General features: G+C 65.8%; 21 protein-coding genes. 8 read left to right on the forward strand and 13 right to left on the reverse strand.

Annotated features, from left to right (window positions below):
• Together KGM94_RS07585 and KGM94_RS07590 are read right to left on the reverse strand one after the other, a co-directional pair.
• Nucleotides 1–249, reverse strand: a 249-nt coding sequence (locus tag KGM94_RS07585; protein ID WP_300256498.1) for a TCP-1/cpn60 chaperonin family protein, incomplete at its 3' end; no start/stop codon positions are given.
• A 150-nt stretch (nucleotides 250–399) separates the two neighbouring features.
• Nucleotides 400–714, reverse strand: coding sequence for a co-chaperone GroES (locus tag KGM94_RS07590; protein ID WP_300256500.1), 315 nt, complete (start codon nucleotides 712–714; stop codon nucleotides 400–402).
• 389 nt (nucleotides 715–1,103) lie between these two features.
• Here KGM94_RS07590 and KGM94_RS07595 point away from each other — a divergent pair, with 389 nt between their 5' ends.
• Complete coding sequence (locus KGM94_RS07595; RefSeq protein ID WP_300256502.1) at nucleotides 1,104–1,391, forward strand: usg protein; 288 nt, start codon at nucleotides 1,104–1,106, stop codon at nucleotides 1,389–1,391.
• Between the two features lie 76 nt (nucleotides 1,392–1,467).
• Nucleotides 1,468–2,073 (forward strand): cupin domain-containing protein, encoded by a 606-nt coding sequence (locus tag KGM94_RS07600; protein ID WP_300256504.1) that lies wholly within the window; start codon nucleotides 1,468–1,470, stop codon nucleotides 2,071–2,073.
• A 119-nt stretch (nucleotides 2,074–2,192) separates the two neighbouring features.
• Here the strand turns inward: KGM94_RS07600 and KGM94_RS07605 are convergent, their stop codons facing one another.
• The 3 genes from KGM94_RS07605 to KGM94_RS07615 form a co-directional block, all read right to left on the reverse strand.
• A complete protein-coding gene (locus tag KGM94_RS07605) occupies nucleotides 2,193–3,461 on the reverse strand; it encodes a nucleoside transporter C-terminal domain-containing protein (RefSeq protein WP_300256506.1) in 1,269 nt (422 codons plus the stop codon).
• Between the two features lie 300 nt (nucleotides 3,462–3,761).
• The gene (locus KGM94_RS07610) at nucleotides 3,762–4,526 is read right to left on the reverse strand and encodes an SDR family oxidoreductase (RefSeq protein WP_300256508.1); all 765 of its coding nucleotides are present in this window, start codon (nucleotides 4,524–4,526) and stop codon (nucleotides 3,762–3,764) included.
• 23 nt (nucleotides 4,527–4,549) lie between these two features.
• Nucleotides 4,550–5,308: a proteasome-type protease gene (locus KGM94_RS07615; protein ID WP_300256510.1), complete on the reverse strand. Its 759-nt coding sequence runs from the start codon at nucleotides 5,306–5,308 to the stop codon at nucleotides 4,550–4,552.
• Nucleotides 5,309–5,562: 254 nt separating this feature from the next.
• Between KGM94_RS07615 and KGM94_RS07620 the strand changes: the two genes are divergently transcribed.
• On the forward strand, nucleotides 5,563–5,862 hold the full coding sequence (locus tag KGM94_RS07620) for a hypothetical protein (protein ID WP_300256512.1): 300 nt from the start codon (nucleotides 5,563–5,565) through the stop codon (nucleotides 5,860–5,862).
• A gap of 95 nt (nucleotides 5,863–5,957) precedes the next feature.
• Here KGM94_RS07620 and KGM94_RS07625 read toward each other — a convergent pair whose 3' ends face one another.
• The 3 genes from KGM94_RS07625 to KGM94_RS07635 all read right to left on the reverse strand — a co-directional run bounded on the left by KGM94_RS07625 (nucleotide 5,958) and on the right by KGM94_RS07635 (nucleotide 9,366).
• Entirely contained in the window at nucleotides 5,958–6,800 is an 843-nt protein-coding gene (locus KGM94_RS07625; protein ID WP_300256515.1) for a transglutaminase family protein, read from the reverse strand.
• A gap of 198 nt (nucleotides 6,801–6,998) precedes the next feature.
• Nucleotides 6,999–7,943, reverse strand: a complete 945-nt coding sequence (locus KGM94_RS07630) for an alpha-E domain-containing protein (RefSeq protein ID WP_300256516.1) — start codon at nucleotides 7,941–7,943, stop codon at nucleotides 6,999–7,001.
• 4 nt (nucleotides 7,944–7,947) lie between these two features.
• Complete coding sequence (locus KGM94_RS07635) at nucleotides 7,948–9,366, reverse strand: circularly permuted type 2 ATP-grasp protein (protein WP_300256518.1); 1,419 nt, start codon at nucleotides 9,364–9,366, stop codon at nucleotides 7,948–7,950.
• Between the two features lie 223 nt (nucleotides 9,367–9,589).
• Here KGM94_RS07635 and KGM94_RS07640 point away from each other — a divergent pair, with 223 nt between their 5' ends.
• Genes KGM94_RS07640 through KGM94_RS07650 form a run of 3 tightly spaced genes read left to right on the forward strand, consistent with a single transcriptional unit; the run spans nucleotide 9,590 to nucleotide 11,559 of the window.
• Nucleotides 9,590–10,327 carry a molybdopterin-binding protein gene (locus tag KGM94_RS07640; RefSeq protein WP_300256519.1) on the forward strand — a complete coding sequence of 246 codons (738 nt, stop codon included), beginning with the start codon at nucleotides 9,590–9,592 and terminating at the stop codon, nucleotides 10,325–10,327.
• A 33-nt stretch (nucleotides 10,328–10,360) separates the two neighbouring features.
• Nucleotides 10,361–10,876, forward strand: coding sequence for a xanthine phosphoribosyltransferase (gene gpt / locus KGM94_RS07645; RefSeq protein WP_300256521.1), 516 nt, complete (start codon nucleotides 10,361–10,363; stop codon nucleotides 10,874–10,876).
• Between the two features lie 17 nt (nucleotides 10,877–10,893).
• On the forward strand, nucleotides 10,894–11,559 hold the full coding sequence (locus tag KGM94_RS07650) for a hypothetical protein (protein WP_300256523.1): 666 nt from the start codon (nucleotides 10,894–10,896) through the stop codon (nucleotides 11,557–11,559).
• Between the two features lie 144 nt (nucleotides 11,560–11,703).
• Here the strand turns inward: KGM94_RS07650 and KGM94_RS07655 are convergent, their stop codons facing one another.
• Together KGM94_RS07655 and KGM94_RS07660 are read right to left on the reverse strand one after the other, a co-directional pair.
• Entirely contained in the window at nucleotides 11,704–11,934 is a 231-nt protein-coding gene (locus tag KGM94_RS07655) for a hypothetical protein (RefSeq protein WP_300256525.1), read from the reverse strand.
• 14 nt (nucleotides 11,935–11,948) lie between these two features.
• Entirely contained in the window at nucleotides 11,949–12,971 is a 1,023-nt protein-coding gene (locus KGM94_RS07660) for a methionine synthase (RefSeq protein ID WP_300256527.1), read from the reverse strand.
• A gap of 91 nt (nucleotides 12,972–13,062) precedes the next feature.
• On the opposite strand from KGM94_RS07660, the gene KGM94_RS07665 reads away from it, so the two are divergent.
• Both KGM94_RS07665 and KGM94_RS07670 read left to right on the forward strand, forming a co-directional pair.
• On the forward strand, nucleotides 13,063–13,671 hold the full coding sequence (locus KGM94_RS07665; protein ID WP_300256528.1) for a 2-hydroxychromene-2-carboxylate isomerase: 609 nt from the start codon (nucleotides 13,063–13,065) through the stop codon (nucleotides 13,669–13,671).
• Nucleotides 13,671–14,648 carry an NADPH:quinone oxidoreductase family protein gene (locus KGM94_RS07670; protein WP_300256529.1) on the forward strand — a complete coding sequence of 326 codons (978 nt, stop codon included), beginning with the start codon at nucleotides 13,671–13,673 and terminating at the stop codon, nucleotides 14,646–14,648. Before KGM94_RS07665 ends, KGM94_RS07670 begins: the two co-directional genes overlap by 1 nt.
• Before the next feature lie 128 nt (nucleotides 14,649–14,776).
• Here the strand turns inward: KGM94_RS07670 and KGM94_RS07675 are convergent, their stop codons facing one another.
• The 3 genes from KGM94_RS07675 to KGM94_RS07685 all read right to left on the reverse strand — a co-directional run bounded on the left by KGM94_RS07675 (nucleotide 14,777) and on the right by KGM94_RS07685 (nucleotide 18,381).
• Nucleotides 14,777–15,667, reverse strand: a complete 891-nt coding sequence (locus KGM94_RS07675; RefSeq protein WP_300256531.1) for a crotonase/enoyl-CoA hydratase family protein — start codon at nucleotides 15,665–15,667, stop codon at nucleotides 14,777–14,779.
• 127 nt (nucleotides 15,668–15,794) lie between these two features.
• Entirely contained in the window at nucleotides 15,795–17,216 is a 1,422-nt protein-coding gene (locus tag KGM94_RS07680; RefSeq protein ID WP_300256532.1) for an amidase, read from the reverse strand.
• Nucleotides 17,209–18,381 carry a M20 aminoacylase family protein gene (locus KGM94_RS07685; protein ID WP_300256534.1) on the reverse strand — a complete coding sequence of 391 codons (1,173 nt, stop codon included), beginning with the start codon at nucleotides 18,379–18,381 and terminating at the stop codon, nucleotides 17,209–17,211. The genes KGM94_RS07680 and KGM94_RS07685 overlap by 8 nt, the downstream gene beginning before the upstream one ends.
• Between the last annotated feature and the right edge of the window lie 8 nt (nucleotides 18,382–18,389).

Here is an 18,389-nt window from a genome sequence, read left to right on the forward strand (position 1 = left end):
GTCAGCGGACTTGGAGGCGACTTCGCGCACCATCTGGGCGCCCATGTTCTCGAACTTGTCGTCGAGCTCGATCTCCTTGGCGACGGTGACGCCGTCCTTGGTGATGCGGGGAGCGCCGAACGACTTGTCGAGGACGACGTTGCGGCCCTTCGGGCCGAGCGTGACCTTGACGGCGTTGGCGAGGATGTCGACGCCGCGCAGCATGCGGTCGCGGGCGTCGACGCCGAATTTCACTTCTTTGGCTGACATTGATGGTTTTCCCTGAGGTTCAACTTTGGACCTCATCCTGAGGAGCGGTGCGAAGCGCCGCGTCTCGAAGGATGAGACGATTGACGTGTGGCCTCATCCTTCGGGACGCCGGCCCTGCCGGCTCCTCGGGATGAGGATGCGAGCGATGGATCAGGCGGCCTTCTTCTTGGAAGCGGGGACGTCGAGCACGCCCATGATGTCGCTTTCCTTCATGATCAGGAGATCCTGATTGTCGATCTTGACCTCGGTGCCCGACCACTTGCCGAACAGCACGACGTCGCCGACCTTGAGGTCGATCGGGATCAGCTTGCCGCTTTCGTCGCGGCCGCCCGGGCCGACGGCGATGACTTCACCCTGGGAGGGCTTTTCCTTGGCCGTGTCGGGAATGATGATGCCGCCAGCGGTCTTCTCTTCTGCGTCGATACGCTTGACCACGACGCGGTCGTGAAGCGGACGGAATTTCATGCAGTCCTCCTAAGTAGTTGTACAAGTTGATGATTTTTGATTGCTAGCAATCGATACCCGCGAGTGCCAGAGCGGGCATTGCTGAAATAGGACAGGTTTTTTCGGGGAGCAAGGGCTTCTAGCAGAAAAATCCGTATGCGGACGAGCGGCCTGCCGGAAATGGTCATGATCGTTAATTGCGGCGCCGGCGAGGCTGCGAGGCCGTATTAGCACGGGCGGCGAACTGCTGCTAACGCATTGAATTTCAACAGCTTGTTAAACTTTTGGGCTTGAGATGAGTTGGCAGTGTGCGTCACATTTCCAGGCATGTGAGCGCATCTCCACCGGGTGGCTCTCAGGGCACACCGCCGGCCACCCCCTGAATATGCGCTCCTGAAAAGGAGGCTGGCATGGGCTTGCGGGTTGGGGGCGTTTCCGGCGACTTCCGGAAACAAGTGTTGGGCTATGGGCTGACGACGGCGCAGATCCTTTACCGGATGCCGGATCACCCCTCGCTGCTGCAGACCTACGTCTGGCAGAATTACGACCTGTTTCCGAAATTTCCGGCACTGACGGACTTCTTGGCCTTCTGGCAGCAGAAGCTCGACGGACCGCTGTTCTCGGTGACCGTCGCCCACTCCAAACTGATCAAGCCCGCCGAGCTGCGCGCCGTCGATGGCGTGTTTCGGCTGCACTGAGGGCACCGCGGTCCGCGCCGCGATTTCGAATTCTGTGCTAGCCTCCCGCCACCAGAACAATAAACGGGAGGAAACCATGGCCAGGCAGAAGGCGACGTCGCGCGCCGCGGCGCGATCCGCGGTGAAGAAGAAGTGGCACGGCAACAAGGTCGCCGCGCGCCCCCCGTCCCGCAAGGCGGTGACGTCGGCCCGCAAGGCCGTGAAGTCGAAGGCCCGCACGACCGCGGCCAAGACTGCTGCCAAGACTGCTGCCAAGACTGCTGCCAAGACCGCCACCAAGTCGACGCGCGCCCGGCCCAAGCAGCGCGTTGCCGTCAGCCATCACCGCGAGGAAGATTTTCGCCCCGATGGCCTGCGCGCCTACGCCAGGTACCGCGACCTCGGCATATCTGATGCGACGAACGGGCTCGCCCAGGCGCACGTCATCCGCCTGCAGGGTCCCTGCGATCCGGCCGAAGTCTCGAAGCTCCATTATCACGACGTCGAATTCCAGATGGTCTACGTGCTCAAGGGCTGGGTGAAGACCTACATGGACGGCCAGGGCGAGACCTTGATGACGGCGGGCTCCGCCTGGACCCAGCCGCCGAAGATCAGGCACATGATCCTCGACTATTCCGACGACGTGGAATTGCTGGAGGTGATTTTGCCGGCGGAGTTTCGGACGGTGGAATTGACGGCGTAGGCTGCAGCTTTCAGTCGCGGTCGTAGCCCGGATGAAGCGAAGCGAAATCCGGGAAACCGTGCACTCCACAAACGATGTCCCGGATTGCGCTACGCTCCATCCGGGCTACGGTCTGAGAGTCACGTCATCACTCCTACGATCGCGCCCATCAAGCACGTCGTCAGCGTCCCCGACACCACCGACTTCAATCCCAGTTCGTTGATCTCCTTGCGCCGCTCCGGCGCCATCACGCCGAGGCCGCCGATCATGATGCCGAGGCTCGCGAAGTTGGCGAAGCCGCACATCGCGTAGAGCATGATCAGGCGCGAGCGCGCGTCGAGCGCGCCGGGCGCAAGCTTCGAGAGGTCGACATAGGCGATGAGCTCGTTGAGCACCGTCTTGGTGCCCATCAGGCTGCCGGCGGTCACCGCCTGGTCCCAGGGCAGCCCCATCAGCCAGCATATCGGCGCCATCGCGAGCCCGAGCATCCGTTGCAACGAGATTGCTGCGCCGCCGACATTCGGCAGCAGGCCGAGTGTGGCATTGGCCAGATGCACCAGCGCCACCAGCACGATCAGCATGGCGACGATGTTGAGCAGGAGCTCGAGCCCCGCCGAGGTGCCCTTGACGATCGCGTCCATCGTGCCGGAGGCATGCATGTCGGGATCGCCAGCGACCCGGGGAGCCCCGAGCGCGCCGCCGGTGAGCGTGTCGCTGGTCTCGGGCACCATGATCAGGCTGACCAGGATCGCGGCCGGCGCGCCCAGCACGGAGGCGATGACGAAATGCGCAGCCGCGTCCGGGATCAGCGGGCTGAGCAGGGTGGCGTAGAGCACGAGCACCGTGCCGGCGATGCCCGCCATGCCGCCGGTCATCACCAGGAATAATTCGCTGCGCGTCATCTGCGCCAGATACGGCCGCACGAACAGCGGCGCTTCGACCATGCCGAGGAAGATGTTGGCGGCGGTCGACAGCCCGACCGCGCCGCCGACCCCGAGCGTGCGCTCCAGCAGCCAGGCCATGCCGCGCACGATCGGCGGCAGCACGCGCCAGTGGAACAGGAGCGTCGTCAGCACGCTCATCACCAGCACGATCGGCAGCGCCTGGAAGGCGAGGATGAAATCGGCGCCGGGCGCCTTGAGGTCGAACGGCAGCGCGCCGCCGCCGACATAGCCGAACACGAAGGCGGTGCCGGCGCGCGAGGCCGTCGAGATCGCACCGACCGCGTCGTTGATGGCGCCGAAGCCCCGCGCCACGATCGGCAGCTTGAGCAGCACCAATGCGGTCGCAAAGGTCGCGGCGAGGCCGATCGCCGCCTGCCGCAGCGACACCGCGCGGCGGTTCTCGGCCAGCGCAAAGGTCAATGCCAGCAGTGCGAAAACGCCGAGTGCCGATTGCAGCCGCAGCATGATGTCCCCGATCCCGAGGCGATTATGGCAGCCGGCGCGCAGCAAACGCAATGCCGACCGGCGCCGCTCGCACGATCGTCGCACTGCGTGGATGAAGCCGTTGCCGAATCTGCGCGAGGTGAAGCGGCTGGGGTAGGGGTGGGGCGTGACGCTCTCTCCATCGTCATTGCGAGGAGCGAAGCGACGAAGCAATCCAGAACTGCGTCCGCAGGAACGTTTTGGATTGCTTCGCTTCGCTCGCAATGACGATGTGGAGACAGCGCGTCATGTCATGCCGCGCTGCGTCCGGGGCGCGAGAGTTCAACCCCGCCCGACGAACGGCATCTTGGTCGCCATCACCGTCATGAACAGCACGTTGGCATCGAGCGGCAGCGTCGCCATGTAGGCGACCGCATCGCCGACCGCCTTGGCGTCCATGCGCGGCTCGTGCTTCATGGTGCCGTCCGGCTGCATCACGCCGGGGCCGTTGACCATGCGGTCGGTCATCGGCGTCGCCGCATTGCCGATGTCGACCTGGCCGACCGCGATGTCGTAGGCGCGGCCGTCGAGATTGGAGGCCTTGGTCAGCCCGGTGATGGCGTGCTTGGTCGAGGTATAGGCGGCCGAGAACGGCCGCGGCGCGTGCGCGGAGATCGAGCCGTTGTTGATGATGCGGCCGCCGCGCGGCGTCTGGTCCTTCATGATGCGGAAGGCGTGCTGGGTGCACAGGAAGGGGCCGGTGAGGTTGGTGTTCACCACCGCCTGCCACTGCTCGAGGCTCAGATCCTCGAAATTGACCGGCGGGGCGCCCATGCCGGCATTGTTGAAGAGCACGTCGAGCCGGCCATAGCTCTCCGTCACCTTGGCGAACAGCGCGGCGATCGAGCCGGGGTTCGTCATGTCGGCGGGCACGCACAGGCTCTTGCCGATGTCTTCGCCGAGCTTCTTCGTCTCCTCCAGCATTTCGCGGCGGCGGCCGGCGAGCACCACCGTGAAGCCGGCCTTCATCAGCGCCAGTGCTGCCGCGCGGCCGACGCCGGTGCCGGCGCCGGTGACCAGCGCGATCCTGTTCAGAGCCTCACTCATGGTTTCCTGCCTTTTCTGCTTCTCTAAGCCTTGGACTCTTTGTCTTTCTTGTAGGGCGGCCGCGGAATGTTCTGATGCGCGGCGCGCAAGGCCGCCGACCAGCGCGAGCGCAAATCGTGGAAATAGGGCTCGCCCGCCTCGATGCGATGGTTGAGATCGGCATCGCAGGCGTCCGTGCGCGCGACCAGCACGTCGATCGGCAGTCCGACGCCGAGATTGGAGCGCATGGTCGAATCCATCGAGATCAGGCCGGCCTTCAGCGCGTCATAGAGCTCGATGTCGTAGTGCATGGCGCGGTCGAGCACCGGCTTGCCGTATTTGTGCTCGCCGATCTGCAGGTAGGGCGTGTCGGTGGTGCATTCGATGAAATTGCCGGCCGGGTAGATCATGAACAGGCGCATCCGCGCGCCCTTGATCTGGCCGCCGAACAGGAAGGAGACGTCGAAACTGATGTCCTCGGCCTTCAGTGCCGCGCCCTCCGTCGCATGGACCGCGCGGATGGCGCGGCCGATGCGCTGTGCGGCCTGGAACATGGTCGGTGCGTTCATCAGCGTCTCGATCTCGCCGGTGGTCGCATCCTCCATGCCCTCGGTCAGCGTCGAGAGCACCGACTGGCTGATCGCGAGATTTCCGGCGGACGCAATCGCCATGATGCGCTCGCCGGGCTTCGAGAAGACGTGCAGCTTGCGGAAGGTCGAGACGTTGTCGAGACCGGCGTTGGTGCGGGTGTCGGCGATCATCACCAACCCTTCCCGAACCAGGATTCCGCAGCAATAGGTCATTTCCGGTCCTCGAACGCACGAGCTTGAGAGCGGAAAACTACTAGCCAATTTCGCACGTCCCTCCAACCCCATTCCCTCGCGCGCCGGCTCCGGGTCCCGGCCTGAAACCTTTCCTTGGCGCGCCCCGTAACGAGCCGCTAGAAAGCTTCGCCGAGGAGGGCTGGACGATGAGGAAGCTGTGGGTTGGCGCTTTGGTCGCGGCGGCGCTTGGCACGGCAGGCATGCCTGCGCTCGCGGGACCCTGGGAGGATGGCATGGCCGCCTACAACCGCGGCGACTACCTGCCGGCAGTGCACGTGTTCCGCGCCATGGCAAAGGCCGGCAACGCGAAGGCGCAGGGCATGCTGGGCGCGATGTATCGGCGCGGCCAGGGCGTGGCGAAGAGCTCGGCGCACGCCTTCATGTGGCTCAGCCTCGCGGCCTCCCGCGGCGACGCCAGGGCCAAGGCCGATTTGCAGACGGTCGCCGCCACCATGACCGCGGACGACATGTCGCGGGCGCGCGCGATGATGCAGGACTGCGAGGCGTCGGACTACAGGAATTGCGAGTATTAGGCTCCGTCATTGCGAGGAGCGAAGCGACGAAGCAGTCCAGACTGTCTCCGCGGTGACAGTCTGGATTGCTTCGCTGCGCTCGCAATGACAATGCGTCACCTCTGCCTCTGGGATTGCGACGGCCCCGACCGTCCGGCCTGCTCGACCCTGACCGCAACCGTCAGCGTCTCCGTGCCACCGCCGTAGCGGGTGCCGCGCACCGGTGCGGCGCCGAGATAGTCGAGGCCGATCGCGACGCGGACATGGGCGTCCGTCGAGCAGATGCAGTTGGCGGGATCGAAGCCGACCCAGCCGAGGTCTGGCACGAAAGCCTCCGCCCAGGCATGGCCGGCCTCCTGGTGCACGGCGCCGTCGGCGCGCAGGAAGTGGCCGGAGACGAAGCGCGCCGGCACGCCTGCGCTGCGCGCGCAGGCGATGAAGATGTGCGCATAGTCCTGGCAGACGCCGCGCCGGAGCGTGAACGCCTCCAGCGCCGACGTGCCGCTGTGGGTCGGATCCTCGTCGAACGTCATGTGCTCGCTGATCTCTGACATCAGCATGTGCAGGTAGCCGAGCGTGTCGCTCTCGGCCTCGGCGCGCAGCTGGCGCGCAAAATTCGCCATCGCCGGATTGACCCCGGTGAGCGAGGTCGGGCGCAGGAACAGGCCCGGCGGGAAGCGCTCGTCGGTGCCGCGCAGCACCCCGCCGGTGTCGTGCGTCTCGATCAGGCCCTCGGCGGTGATGCTGATGTCGGCGACGGAGCCGCAGGACAAGACGTGAGTGACGTTGCCGAACGCGTCCTCGTGCATGTCGAGCCTGGTGTCGGCCGAGACGTCGATCTGCCACTCCGCCACATATTGCCCGTCATGGCTGCCGGGCGTCATGCGCAGGATCTGAATCACGCTGGTCGCGGCCGGATCGTAGCGGTAGGACGTGGTGTGCAGAATTCGCAGGCGCATGGCGGACCGTAGAGCTCGTGTGAGGCGCGACTGCATGCTGCTCGTCATGCCCGGGCTTGACCCGGGCATCCATGCCTTTCCTCAGCCGAGCTGAAGAAAGAACGTGGATGGCCGGGACATAGGCCAGCGGAAGCGACGCCGTCCTTCGGACGGCTATGCGCGGCCATGGCGGCATTCAATCCGGTCGGCTCGGGAACATCAAATCAAATACTGCTTCGTGATGATTTCACCCAGCCTGGAGTTATCGGCGATGAATTCCTGGATGAATTCATGCACGCCATGCTGGAAGATGTCGTTCATGTTGGAGTGCTCGAGCCGGTTGCGGACGCCGCGGGCGTGGCGCTGGGCGGGACCCTGGCGGCCATAGGCGACGCCGATCTGGTCGAGGTTGCGCACCAGATTGCCGTAGCAGCTTGCCAGCGAGCGCGGCAGCGTGTCGTTGAGAATGAGCAGATCCGCGATCAGCCACGGCTTCAACGTCTCGCGATAGACCCAGTGATAGGCCGTCAGCGCCGAGACCGAGCGCAGGATCGAGCTCCACTGGTAGAAGTCCAGTGGACCGCCGACGTGTTCCTCCTCGGGCAGCAGCACGTGGTATTTGACGTCGAGAATGCGCGCGGTGTTGTCGGCGCGCTCCAGATGCACGCCGAGGCGGGAGAACCAGTAGGCGTCGTTGCGCAGCATGGTCCGGTAGGCCGAGCCGTCGAAGCGTAGCGAGGTCTCCTGCACGAAGCGCAGGAACTTTGCCAGGTCCTCGCGCGTCGAGGTGCCCCTGCTCCAGGCCTGCTGCAATTCGATCCAGGCCGAGTTGATGGTGTCCCACATCTCGCTGGTCAGCGCGGTGCGTACCGAGCGCGAGTTCAGCCGCGCCGCCTCGATGCAGTTCCTGATCGAGGAGGGGTTCGCCGGCGAGAACGACAGGTATTCGACGACGTTCTGCTCGTTGGCCTCCGCGTAGTGCTGATAGAAGCTCGCGGCGACGCCGGCGGTGAGCAGCGCGGAGTCCCATTCGTTGGTCTTGCCGACATAGGCGGCCGGCAGCGCGGTGACGCGCAGCGTGGCGTCGATGGTGCGCGCGAGGTATTCGGCGCGTTCGACGTAGCGGGCGAGCCAGTAGAGGTTTTCGGCGGTGCGGGACAGCATCTCTCTATTCGTCCAGTATCCAGGTGTCCTTGGTGCCGCCGCCCTGGCTGGAGTTCACCACCAGCGAGCCTTCCTGCAGCGCCACGCGGGTGAGCCCGCCGGGCACGATGGTGGTCTGCCTGCTGCCGGTGAGCACGAACGGCCGCAGATCGACATGGCGCGGCGCGAGGCCGGACGCGGTGCAGGTCGGGCAGGTCGACAGCGCGAGCGTCGGCTGGGCGATGAAGCCTTCCGGCTCGCGCTTCAGCTTCTCGCGAAAGGCCTCGATGGTCGCTTTCGTCGCGGCCGGCCCGATCAGCATCCCGTAGCCGCCGGAGCCGTGCACCTCCTTCACCACGAGATCGCCGAGATGGTCGAGCACATAGGCGAGATCTTTGGGCTCGCGGCAGCGCCAGGTCGGCACGTTCTTCAGGATCGGCTCCTCGCCGAGATAGAATCTCACGATCTCCGGCATGTAGGAGTAGATCGCCTTGTCGTCGGCGATGCCGGTGCCGACCGCGTTCGCCAGCGTGACGTGGCCGGCCGCATAGGCCGACATCAGCCCGGGCACGCCGAGCGCGGAATCGGGCCGAAAGGTGAGGGGATCGAGGAAGTCGTCGTCGACGCGCCGATAGATCACGTCGACCCGCTTCAGCCCCTCGGTGGTGCGCATGAACACTTCGTTGTTCTTGACGATGAGGTCCCGGCCCTCGACGAGCTCGATGCCGAGCTTGTCGGCGAGGAAGGAATGCTCGTAATAGGCGGAGTTGTAAACGCCGGGGGTCAGCAGCGCGACCGTCGGCTCGGCGGAGGCGCTTTGCGGGGCGACCGAGCGCAGCGCGGCGAGCAGCTCGTCCGGATAACGTTCTACCGGCGCCACCCTGTGGCGGGCGAACAGGTCCGGAAACAGCCGCATCATGATCTCGCGGTTTTCCAGCATGTAGGATACGCCGGACGGCGTGCGCGCATTGTCCTCCAGCACGATGAAGTCGTTGGCGTCGACCCGGACGATGTCGATGCCGGCGATGTGGACATAGACGTCGTGCGGCACCTGCTGGCCGTTCATCTCGGGCCGGAACACCGGGTTCTGGAAGATCAGGTCGTCGGGCACGATCTCGGCGCGCAGCACCTCGCGGCCGTGATAGATGTCGCGCAGGAACATGTTGAGCGCGCGCACCCGCTGCTTGAGGCCGCGTTCCAGCAGCGCCCATTCCCTGGCGGAGATGATGCGGGGGATGACGTCGAACGGGATCAGCCGCTCCTGGGCTTCGGCGTCGCCATAGACGGCGAAGGTGATGCCGATCCGGCGGAACAGCAGCTCCGCCTCCTGGCGGCGATATTCCAGCGCCTCGGCCGGCGTCTCCTCGAGCCAGCGTGCCAGCTCCCGATACGCGGGGCGAAGGTCCCCCCCGGGACCGTTCATTTCATCGAACGCGACTGCCATGGAATCCGACTGTTCTCCCCAGGCGTTGCCGCGAGAGTGCATGACCTGCCGGGATGGTAGCAAGGGCCGGGCCAGCGCGATATGCATGGACAAAGGGCATTCGGGCGACGGCGCCACGAGCTTGCCTGAAAAAATGGCTGAGGACTGCTCAATGGGGCAGCAAATCCGCGTGACTTCAACGCGTTACCTCGGCAAAGTTGGGTTGCAGGCGAGGAATGGTTTTATGAGCGAGATCGTTACGGCGGGGATTCTGGTCATCGGGGATGAAATCCTGTCCGGCCGGACCAAGGACAAGAATATCGGCTTCATCGCCGAATACCTGACCAACATCGGCATCGATCTGAAGGAGGTCCGGGTCGTCGCCGACGACGAGCCCGACATCATCGCGGCGCTGAACGCGCTGCGGCAGCGCTATAACTACGTCTTCACCACCGGCGGCATCGGGCCGACCCATGACGACATCACGGCCGACGCGGTGGCCGCGGCGTTCGGCGTCGGCATCGGCCATCACCCCGAGGTGGTGGCGCGCTTTCGCGAACGCTGGAGCGAGCAGGATCTGAACGAGGCGCGGCTGCGCATGGCGCGGATCCCCGACGGCGCCGAGTTGATCCAGAGCGCGACCATCCTCGCCCCCGGCTTCAAGCTCGGCAATGTCATCGTGATGGCTGGCGTCCCCTCGATCATGCAGGCGATGATGGACATCGTCGCGCCCAAGCTGAAGTCTGGCGTGCGCATGCTCTCCGACACCGTTCGCGCCAATGCGCGCGAGGGTGACATCGGCGGTCCGCTGCGGGAGATCGCCAATGCCCATCCCGACACCATCATCGGCAGCTATCCCTTCATCGACGAGGACAAGAAGCCGAACACCAATCTCGTGGTGCGCTCGCGCGATCCGGACAAGCTCGCCGCCGCCATGGCTGCGGTGAAGGAGATGCTGGCGGGATTGAACGTGACCCGGTAGGGCGGGCCTTGCGAGCGAGGAAGGCGGAAGGCGATGAACGGTGAATCGAGCGCACAGGAGCGGGCGGGCAGGGCCTTTCCGGTCTCGTGGGACCAGTTCCACCGCGACTGCCGGGCGCTGAGCTGGCGGCTCAACGAGGTCGGCCCGTTTCATGCGATCATCGCCATCACCCGTGGCGGGCTGGTGCCGGCCGCGATCGTCGCGCGCGAGCTCGGCATCCGCGTCATCGACACCGTCTGCGTGGCGAGCTACGACCACGACAAGCAGGGCGATCTGAAGGTGCTGAAAGGCGTCTGCGACGAGGTCGCGAAGCTCGGCGGTGGCACCGGCAAGGGGCTCTTGATCGTCGACGATCTCGTCGACACCGGCAAGACCGGAAAGCTGGTGCGCCAGATGCTTCCCGACGCGCATTTCGCCGCCGTCTACGCCAAGCCGAAGGGCCGGCCGCTGGTCGACACCTTCATCACCGAAGTGTCGCAGGACACCTGGATCCATTTTCCCTGGGACACCGCGCTCACCTACCACCCGCCGCTCCGGGACGGGGCGTGAGAAAGAGCGAATCGCGAATGGCGAATAGCAGATCCTCCAATCGCAATTCGCTATTCGCCACTCGCCCTCTCCAGAACCGCGTCACCCCCACCGGCGAGATCATCGCCACGCCGCATCGCGGGCTGTTCACCGGCAATCGCGGCATCATCCATGATCCCGCGACGAAGACGCTGCTGAACAGGCGCTGGTCTTCCCCGGCCTGGCTGACCTGCGTCTGCGAATTCCGTGGCCGCCGCCGCGCCGTGATGGCGCGGCGAAGCTGGACCGAGCTGTTCTTCCTGGACGAAGCCACCGCGCTCGCCGCCGGCCACCGGCCCTGCTTCTACTGTCGGCGCGACGACGCCAACCGTTTTCGCGCGGCCTGGGAAGCCGGCAATGGCGCGCGCGAGATTCACGCCCACGACATCGATCGGATTCTGCATCGCGAGCGCTTCGCCAGCGGCAAGATGCTGCATCCGCTGCCGATGCCGCTTGAGAAGTTGCCCGACGGCGCGATGGTGCAAAGTGGGCAGGAAAGCCTTCTGGTGACGCAGGGCAGGGCGCTCTCGTGGTCGCCGGCCGGCTATGCTCCCGCCGACGGCCCGCTCGATGATGCGATGTTGCTGACCCCGCCCTCGACGCTGCGGGCGCTGCTCGCCGGCTATCGGGCCGTGCTGCACCCGACGGCGCATGCTCTGCGATGATGGCAGTTTTGCACTGATTTGCCCGACGAGTCAAGTTTTATTTCGGGAAAAGAGAAATAGATGTCGCGCCAGATGCTTGCCCACTGTGCATGGGGTTGAACCGCAGGTTTTTGGTGGAGATGCGGTTCGTAGACCCCCGCGTCCTCAGCGCAGCGGCCGGCCCTGCTCGTCCACGGTCATCCGCGCGTCGCGCAGCGCCCATTCGCGGATCACCTGGCGGCAGCGCACGAGCTCGGCCGCGTTCGCCGAACCCGCCCCCTTCGCCTGATCCGCGCGCTCGACCATCGCCTTGCAATTGACGAGCACGGAACGGTCTTCGGCCTGCGCCGAAGGCGCAACCGCCGCCAGCAGCGCAACGATGAACACAAATCGCATCGAACCCGCCACCCTCATCCGAGCGTCTCGCGCGCCAGCGCCGTGCCGGCACCGAGCGCCATCAGCTTGGCTTCGGCGATGTCGCGCCGCATCGGCGCCATGCCGCAATTGGTGGTGGCGATGATGTTGCTCTTGGGCACGAACTTCGACACCGCGTCGATCACCTTGACCACGTCCTCGGCGGTCTCGACGGTGTCGCTGGCGACGTCGATCACGCCGGCCTGCACGATCTTGCCCTTGAGCAGCGCCAAGAGGTCGAGCGGCACCTTGGAGTTGCGGCACTCGATCGCGACCTGCTGGATCGCGCTCGCGTCGATCGCCGGGAAGATCTGCTCGTACTGCCGCCACTGCGCGCCGAGCGTCTCCTTCCAGTCGGTGTTGGCCTTGATGCCGTAGCCGTAGCAGATGTGAACGGCGGTGGCGCATTTCAGGCCCTGCGCCGAGCGCTCCAGCGCCCTGATGCCCCAGTCGTTGACCTCGTCCGTGTAGACGTTGAAGGCGGGCTCGTCGAACTGGATCAGGTCGACGCCGTCGGCTTCCAGCGCCTTGGCCTCCGCATTCAGGAGATCGGCGAAGGCAAACGCCATCTTGACGCGATCGCCGTAGTAGCGGTCGGCGATGGTGTCGATGATGGTCATCGGGCCGGGCAAGGTGAATTTGAGCTTCCGCTTGGTGTGCGCGCGCGCCACGCGCGCCTCCTCGGCGTGGACGCGAGCCCTGAGCTGCAGCGGCGCGACCACCTGCGGCACCATCGCCTTGTAGCGGTCATTACGGATGCCCATCTCGACCTTGTGGGCGAAGTCGATGCCCTCGATCTTCTCCAGAAAGCCGTGCACGAAGTGCTGGCGCGCCTGCTCGCCCTCGGTGACGATGTCGATGCCCGCGTCCTCCTGCAGCTTGACCGCCAGCAGCGTGGCGTCGCGCTTGGCGCGGGCGAGCTCGTCGCCTTTGGACTTCCAGGGCGCCCAGAGCATGTTCGGCTCGGCCAGCCATTCCGGCTTCGGCAGGGAGCCGGCGATCGTGGTTGGAAACAGCATTGCGCCCTCCCGTTTCGGTTCTCGTTGCGCACCTTCCTGCCATGTCTTAACGTCGAGGTACAGAACAACAATAGTCGCCCTTCGGACCGCCATGATCGAATTCTTCTTCGACTGCTCCAGCCCCTGGACCTACCTCGCCTTCCACAACATCCAGCCCCTGGCGAAGGAACTCGGCGAGGAGATCGTCTGGCGGCCGATCCTGGTCGGCGGCATCTTCAACACGGTGAACCCCAGCGTCTACGCGCAGCGGGAGACGCCGGTGCCGCTCAAGGCGCGCTACATGCTGAAGGACCTCAACGACTGGGCGCGTTCGGCGGGGCTTGCGATCAAGATGCCGCCGACGGTGTTTCCCGTGAACAGCGTCAAGGCGATGCGCGGCTGCATCTGGTTGGGGAAGGACATGGTGCCGTTCGCGCGCGCGGTGTTCGAGACCTATTGGGGCGAGGACAAGGACATCTCGCAGGACGTGGTGCTGGCCGAGATCTGCGGCAAGCTCGGCATCGACGCGCAAAGGTTCTTTGCCGGCATCGCGGAACAGGCGATCAAGGACCAGCTCAAGGCCAACACTGAGGAGGTGGTGGCGCGCGGCGGCTTCGGCTCGCCCACCATCTTCGTCGACGAGACCGACATGTATTTCGGCAATGACCGGCTGCCGCTGATCCGCGAGGCCGTGCTGCGCCGGAAAGCGAGCGCCGCCTGATGGTACGTGCCGTCGTTTGCCGCGAGCTCGGGCCGCCCGAAAGTCTCGTTCTGGAAACCTTTCCGTCGCGTGCGCTGAAGCCCGGCGAGGTTCGAGTTGCGATCCGCGCCGCCGGCCTCAACTTCCCCGACATCCTGATGGTGGCCGGCGAATATCAGCTCAAGCCCGAGCTGCCGTTCACCCCGGGCGTCGAAGCCGCGGGCAACGTCGTCGAGGTCGATCCCGCCGCCAAGCGCGTTGCGGTCGGCGACAAGGTGATCGTCAAGATGCGCTACGGCGCCTATGCCGACGAGGCGGTGGTGGCGGCGTCGCAGCTCACGCCGATGCCCTCGACCTTCGACTACGCGGAGGCCGCTACCTTCCTCGCCGGCCACGGCACCGCCTACCACGCCCTGATCGATCGCGGGCGGGTCGAGCCGGGCGAGGTGCTGCTGGTGCACGGCGCCGGCGGCGGCGTTGGTCTCGCTGCAGTCGAGATGGGCAAGATGCTCGGCGCCACCGTGATCGCCTGTGCCTCGTCGGAGGAGAAGCTTGCGATCGCGAAGGCGCGCGGCGCCGATCATCTCGTGCTCTACGCACGCGAGCCGTTTCAGGATGCGGTCAAGCGCATCACCGACGGCCGCGGCGTCGACGTGGTGTTCGATCCCGTCGGCGGCGAGGTTTTCGAGAACAGCCTGCGCTGCATCGCCTGGGGTGCGCGGGTGCTCGTGATCGGCTTCACCGGCGGCATCGGACTTGCGCGCACCAATCTGCTGCTGATCAAGGGCGCCAGCGTGATCGGCGTGCGCGCCGGCGAAGCGGTGCGCAGGAATCCCGGGCTCGGCGAGGTGCGGCTGAAGGCGCTGCTCAAATGGGCCGAGGAGGGCAAGCTCCGCCCCAACGTCTCGCACCGGTTGCCACTGGAAGACTACGCGAGGGCGATGCGGCTCCTGATCGAGCGCAAGGCGATCGGCCGTGTCGCGCTGGTGATGGGGTGACGGCCCCGTAGGCTCGGTAGGGTGGGCAAAGCGAAGCGTGCCCACCATTTCCGTTGCGATTGGGAAAGATGGTGGGCACGTCGCTTGCGCTCCTTTGCCACCCTACGACTTCTACTTCTACGAATTCCTCACTTGTACTCCCGCTCGGTCCACCACGGGAAATAGTCCGGCATGTCGGTCGACACCTTGTCCTTGAAAGCCGCCGGGCGCTTCTCCAGGAACGACACCACGCCTTCCTTGACGTCGCCGGAGCGGCCGCGGGCGTAGATGCCGCGGCTGTCGACCTTGTGGGCTTCCATCGGATCGTCGGCGCCGAGCATCCGCCACATCATCTGGCGGATCAGTGCGACCGAGACCGGCGCGGTCTTGGCGGCGAACTCCCTGGCCATCGCGCGTGCGGTCGGCAGCAGATCGTCCGGCGGCACCACCTTGCTGACCAGACGCCCGGCCAGCGCCTCCTGAGCCGGGAAGACGCGGCCCGAATAGCACCATTCCAGCGCCTGCGAGATGCCGACGATGCGTGGCAGGAACCAGCTCGATGCCGCCTCCGGCACGATGCCGCGCTGGGAGAAAACGAAGCCGAAGCGCGCGGCCTCCGAAGCGATGCGGATGTCCATCGCAAGCTGCATGGTGACGCCGATGCCGACCGCGGGGCCGTTCACCGCCGCGATCACCGGCTTCAGGCTCTTGAAGATGCGCAGCGTCACCTGGCCGCCGCCGTCGCGCACCTGCGGGTCGCTGTAGTCGACCTTGCCGTTCGGCAGGCGCTTGACCGGCCCGCGTCGCGCGTCGCGGTCAAACGTGTCGGCGCCGGACGAAAGGTCCGCGCCGGCGCAGAAGCCGCGGCCGGCGCCGGTGACGATGATGGCGCGGATGTTGTCGTCCTTGTCGGCGGCGTCGAAGGCGTCGATCAGCTCCTGCTGCATCTGTCCGTTGAAGGCGTTGAGCTTGTCGGGCCGGTTCAGCGTGATGGTGAGGATCTGCTCGGCGACCTCATACTTGATCGTCTCATACGCCATGGTGGTGTCCTTGTCTGTCGTCTCTTGAAGCAATTCTGTCATTGCCGGGCTTGACCCGGCAATCCATCTTTTCTGAGAAGGATGGATGCGCGGGCCAAGCCCGCGCATGACGACTTGTGCTGAGTGGCTATTTCGCCGGCGGCTGCGGCCAGGGCCGCTGGGGTCCGCGCAGGCCTTCAAACGCCTTGGCCATGCCGAGCACGCCGATGTCGTCGAAACGGCGACCAACGATCTGCACGCCGATCGGAAACCCCTTGTCGTCGAAGCCACCATTGATGGAGATCGCCGGATTTTCCGACATATTCCACGGCACGGTATAGCAGATGTGCTCGAACGGCCTCATGGGATCGTTGAGGGGCGATGCGAACTCGGCCGGGTAATTCACGTTCGGCGCCGTCGGCGAGATCACATAGTCGAGCTCGTAGAACAGCTTTGCGGCAGCGGTGCGGATCGCCATGGTCTGGTTGAAGCCCCTGATGACATCGACGCCGGACAGCTTTGCGCCGGAGGCGCCCCATTTGAAGATGTAGGGCAGCACTCTGGCCTGCGCGTCGGGCGAGAGCTTTGCGAGATCGTCCCACATCCGCGCGCGCCAGAAATTGTCGAGCCCGTCGAGCATCTCGCGCGTCAGGATGCCGTCGATTGCGGTGACGACGGCGCCGGCGGATTCGAAGGCCTTTGCGGCCTTCATCGCGACCGCACGGACCGGCTTCTCCAGCTTCTGCCCGACGCCAAGGTCGAGCATCAGGCCGAGGCGGAGCTTGCGCGGCGACTTCTCCAGCGCCTTCCAGTTGATGTTGTCTGGTGGCAGGCTCATGCCGTCGCGCCGATCGGGTCTTGCCAGCACGCTCATCATCAGCGCGCAGTCGTCGACGGTGCGTGTCAAGGGACCCGCGACCCGACCGACATAGGGCGGGTCGATCGGCACGCGGCCGAGGCTCGGCTTCAGGCCGACGAGGCCGCACCAGCCTGCCGGCAGGCGGATCGAGCCGCCGATATCGGTGCCGAGATGCAGTGGACCGTAGCCGGCAGCCGCCGCGGCGCCTGCGCCCGCGCTGGAGCCGCCCGGGTTCTTGGCTAGGTCCCAGGGATTGCGGGCCAGCGCATGGAAGCTGGAGAGCCCCGAGGACAGCATGCCGTAGTCGGGCATCGTGGTCTTGGCAAAGATGATCGCCCCGGCTTCGCGCAGGCGCGCGGCCGGCGGCGCGTCCTTATCGGCTGGCACCAGCGTGACGCTCGCGGCTCCCAGCGGCACCGGGACGCCCTTGGTGGCGATGTTGTCCTTGATCGTGACCGGCACGCCGTCGAGCGGGCCGGACGGCTCGCCGCCGGACCAACGCGCGGTCGAAGCCTTCGCGGCCGCGCGAGCGCCCTCGGGATCGAAAGCGTAGAGTGCCTTGAGGTGCGGCTCCCAAACCGCGATATGCGCGAGCAGATCCTCCAGCACCTCGCTCGGCGAGAACTGTTTTGCGCGATAGCCCGCGATCAAATCGACCGCGGACAGATCGTGCAGGGAGGTGACCGCGTCCTCGGCGCGAGGCTTATGCATTTGATCCGACCGGCATGCGCGTCTCGATGATGCGGGCGAACACGCTGGCGCCGATCGGCAGGATCTTGTCGTCGAGCACGTAGCCGGGATTGTGCACCGGCACCGAGCCTTCGTGTCCGACCCAGAAATAGGCGCCGGGAATGGCCTGCAGCATGTCGGCAAAGTCCTCGCTGCCCATCTTCGGCTGGGCGCGCGTGATCACCCTTGCGGGATCGACGACGGTGCGCGCGACCTCCTCGACCACCTTGGACTGCTCGACCTGATTGACCAGCACGCCAAACGTGTCGCGGATGTCGGCGTCGATCTCGACCTGGAACGCGGCCGCGATGCCGGCGCAGATCGCGCGCATGCGCTCGCGGATCAACGCGCGGACCTCGTCGGAGAACGCGCGCACGGTGCCGCAGAGGTGCGCTTCGCCGGGAATGACGTTGTAGGCGGAGCCGGCGTGGATCTGGGTGATCGAGACCACGGCGGCCTGCAGCGGTTCGACGTTGCGGCTGACCACGGTCTGCAGCGCCTGCGCCAGCGTGGTGGCGATCACCACGGCATCCTTTGAGCGCTCCGGCATCGCGCCGTGGGCGCCGTAGCCGTTGATGCGGATGTCGAAGAAGTCGGCGCCGGCCATCGCAGGTCCCGGCAGGATCGCGACCTCGCCGAGCTCGAGGTCGGGCGCGTTGTGCAAGCCATAGAGCTCGTCGCAGGGGAATTTCTCGAACAGCCCGTCCTTGACCATGGCGCGGGCACCGCCGAGGCCTTCCTCGGCCGGCTGAAAGATCAGGTGCACCGTGCCGTCGAAATTGCGGGTCTCGGCGAGGTAGCGCGCGGTGCCGAGCAGCATGGTGGTGTGGCCGTCGTGGCCGCAGCCGTGGAAGCGGCCGGGAATGGTGGAACGCCATTTCAGATTGGTGTTCTCCTCCATCGGCAGCGCGTCCATGTCGGCGCGCAGGCCGATGCGCTTGCCGCCGGTGCCCTTGCCCTTGATGACGCCGATCACGCCGGTGCCGCCGAGTCCGCGGTGCACCTCGATGCCCCAGCCCTTCAGCTTCTCGGCGACGATGCCGGAGGTGCGCACCTCCTCGAAGCCGATCTCGGGATGGGCGTGCAGGTCGCGGCGGATGGCGGTGAGTTCGTCGGCGTAGCCGTCGATCCGTTCGATGGTGGGCATGTGCTGTC

It is taken from the genome of Bradyrhizobium sp. (assembly GCF_028868675.1).
Classification (GTDB): domain Bacteria; phylum Pseudomonadota; class Alphaproteobacteria; order Rhizobiales; family Xanthobacteraceae; genus Bradyrhizobium.

Bases quoted from the DNA above. Each gene is read 5' to 3' on its own strand.
- KGM94_RS07630 (WP_300256516.1), bottom strand. From the start codon at position 7,943: ATGCTGTCCCGCACCGCCGAAAACCTCTACTGGCTCGCCCGCTACGTC.
- KGM94_RS07625 (WP_300256515.1), bottom strand. From the start codon at position 6,800: ATGCGCCTGCGAATTCTGCACACCACGTCCTACCGCTACGATCCGGCC.
- KGM94_RS07635 (WP_300256518.1), bottom strand. From the start codon at position 9,366: ATGGCAGTCGCGTTCGATGAAATGAACGGTCCCGGGGGGGACCTTCGC.
- KGM94_RS07640 (WP_300256519.1), top strand. From the start codon at position 9,590: ATGAGCGAGATCGTTACGGCGGGGATTCTGGTCATCGGGGATGAAATC.
- KGM94_RS07605 (WP_300256506.1), bottom strand. From the start codon at position 3,461: ATGCTGCGGCTGCAATCGGCACTCGGCGTTTTCGCACTGCTGGCATTG.
- KGM94_RS07595 (WP_300256502.1), top strand. From the start codon at position 1,104: ATGGGCTTGCGGGTTGGGGGCGTTTCCGGCGACTTCCGGAAACAAGTG.
- gpt (WP_300256521.1), top strand. From the start codon at position 10,361: ATGAACGGTGAATCGAGCGCACAGGAGCGGGCGGGCAGGGCCTTTCCG.
- KGM94_RS07590 (WP_300256500.1), bottom strand. From the start codon at position 714: ATGAAATTCCGTCCGCTTCACGACCGCGTCGTGGTCAAGCGTATCGAC.
- KGM94_RS07600 (WP_300256504.1), top strand. From the start codon at position 1,468: ATGGCCAGGCAGAAGGCGACGTCGCGCGCCGCGGCGCGATCCGCGGTG.
- KGM94_RS07655 (WP_300256525.1), bottom strand. From the start codon at position 11,934: ATGCGATTTGTGTTCATCGTTGCGCTGCTGGCGGCGGTTGCGCCTTCG.
- KGM94_RS07615 (WP_300256510.1), bottom strand. From the start codon at position 5,308: ATGACCTATTGCTGCGGAATCCTGGTTCGGGAAGGGTTGGTGATGATC.
- KGM94_RS07650 (WP_300256523.1), top strand. From the start codon at position 10,894: ATGGCGAATAGCAGATCCTCCAATCGCAATTCGCTATTCGCCACTCGC.
- KGM94_RS07665 (WP_300256528.1), top strand. From the start codon at position 13,063: ATGATCGAATTCTTCTTCGACTGCTCCAGCCCCTGGACCTACCTCGCC.
- KGM94_RS07680 (WP_300256532.1), bottom strand. From the start codon at position 17,216: ATGCATAAGCCTCGCGCCGAGGACGCGGTCACCTCCCTGCACGATCTG.
- KGM94_RS07610 (WP_300256508.1), bottom strand. From the start codon at position 4,526: ATGAGTGAGGCTCTGAACAGGATCGCGCTGGTCACCGGCGCCGGCACC.
- KGM94_RS07675 (WP_300256531.1), bottom strand. From the start codon at position 15,667: ATGGCGTATGAGACGATCAAGTATGAGGTCGCCGAGCAGATCCTCACC.
- KGM94_RS07660 (WP_300256527.1), bottom strand. From the start codon at position 12,971: ATGCTGTTTCCAACCACGATCGCCGGCTCCCTGCCGAAGCCGGAATGG.
- KGM94_RS07685 (WP_300256534.1), bottom strand. From the start codon at position 18,381: ATGCCCACCATCGAACGGATCGACGGCTACGCCGACGAACTCACCGCC.
- KGM94_RS07620 (WP_300256512.1), top strand. From the start codon at position 5,563: ATGGCCGCCTACAACCGCGGCGACTACCTGCCGGCAGTGCACGTGTTC.
- KGM94_RS07670 (WP_300256529.1), top strand. From the start codon at position 13,671: ATGGTACGTGCCGTCGTTTGCCGCGAGCTCGGGCCGCCCGAAAGTCTC.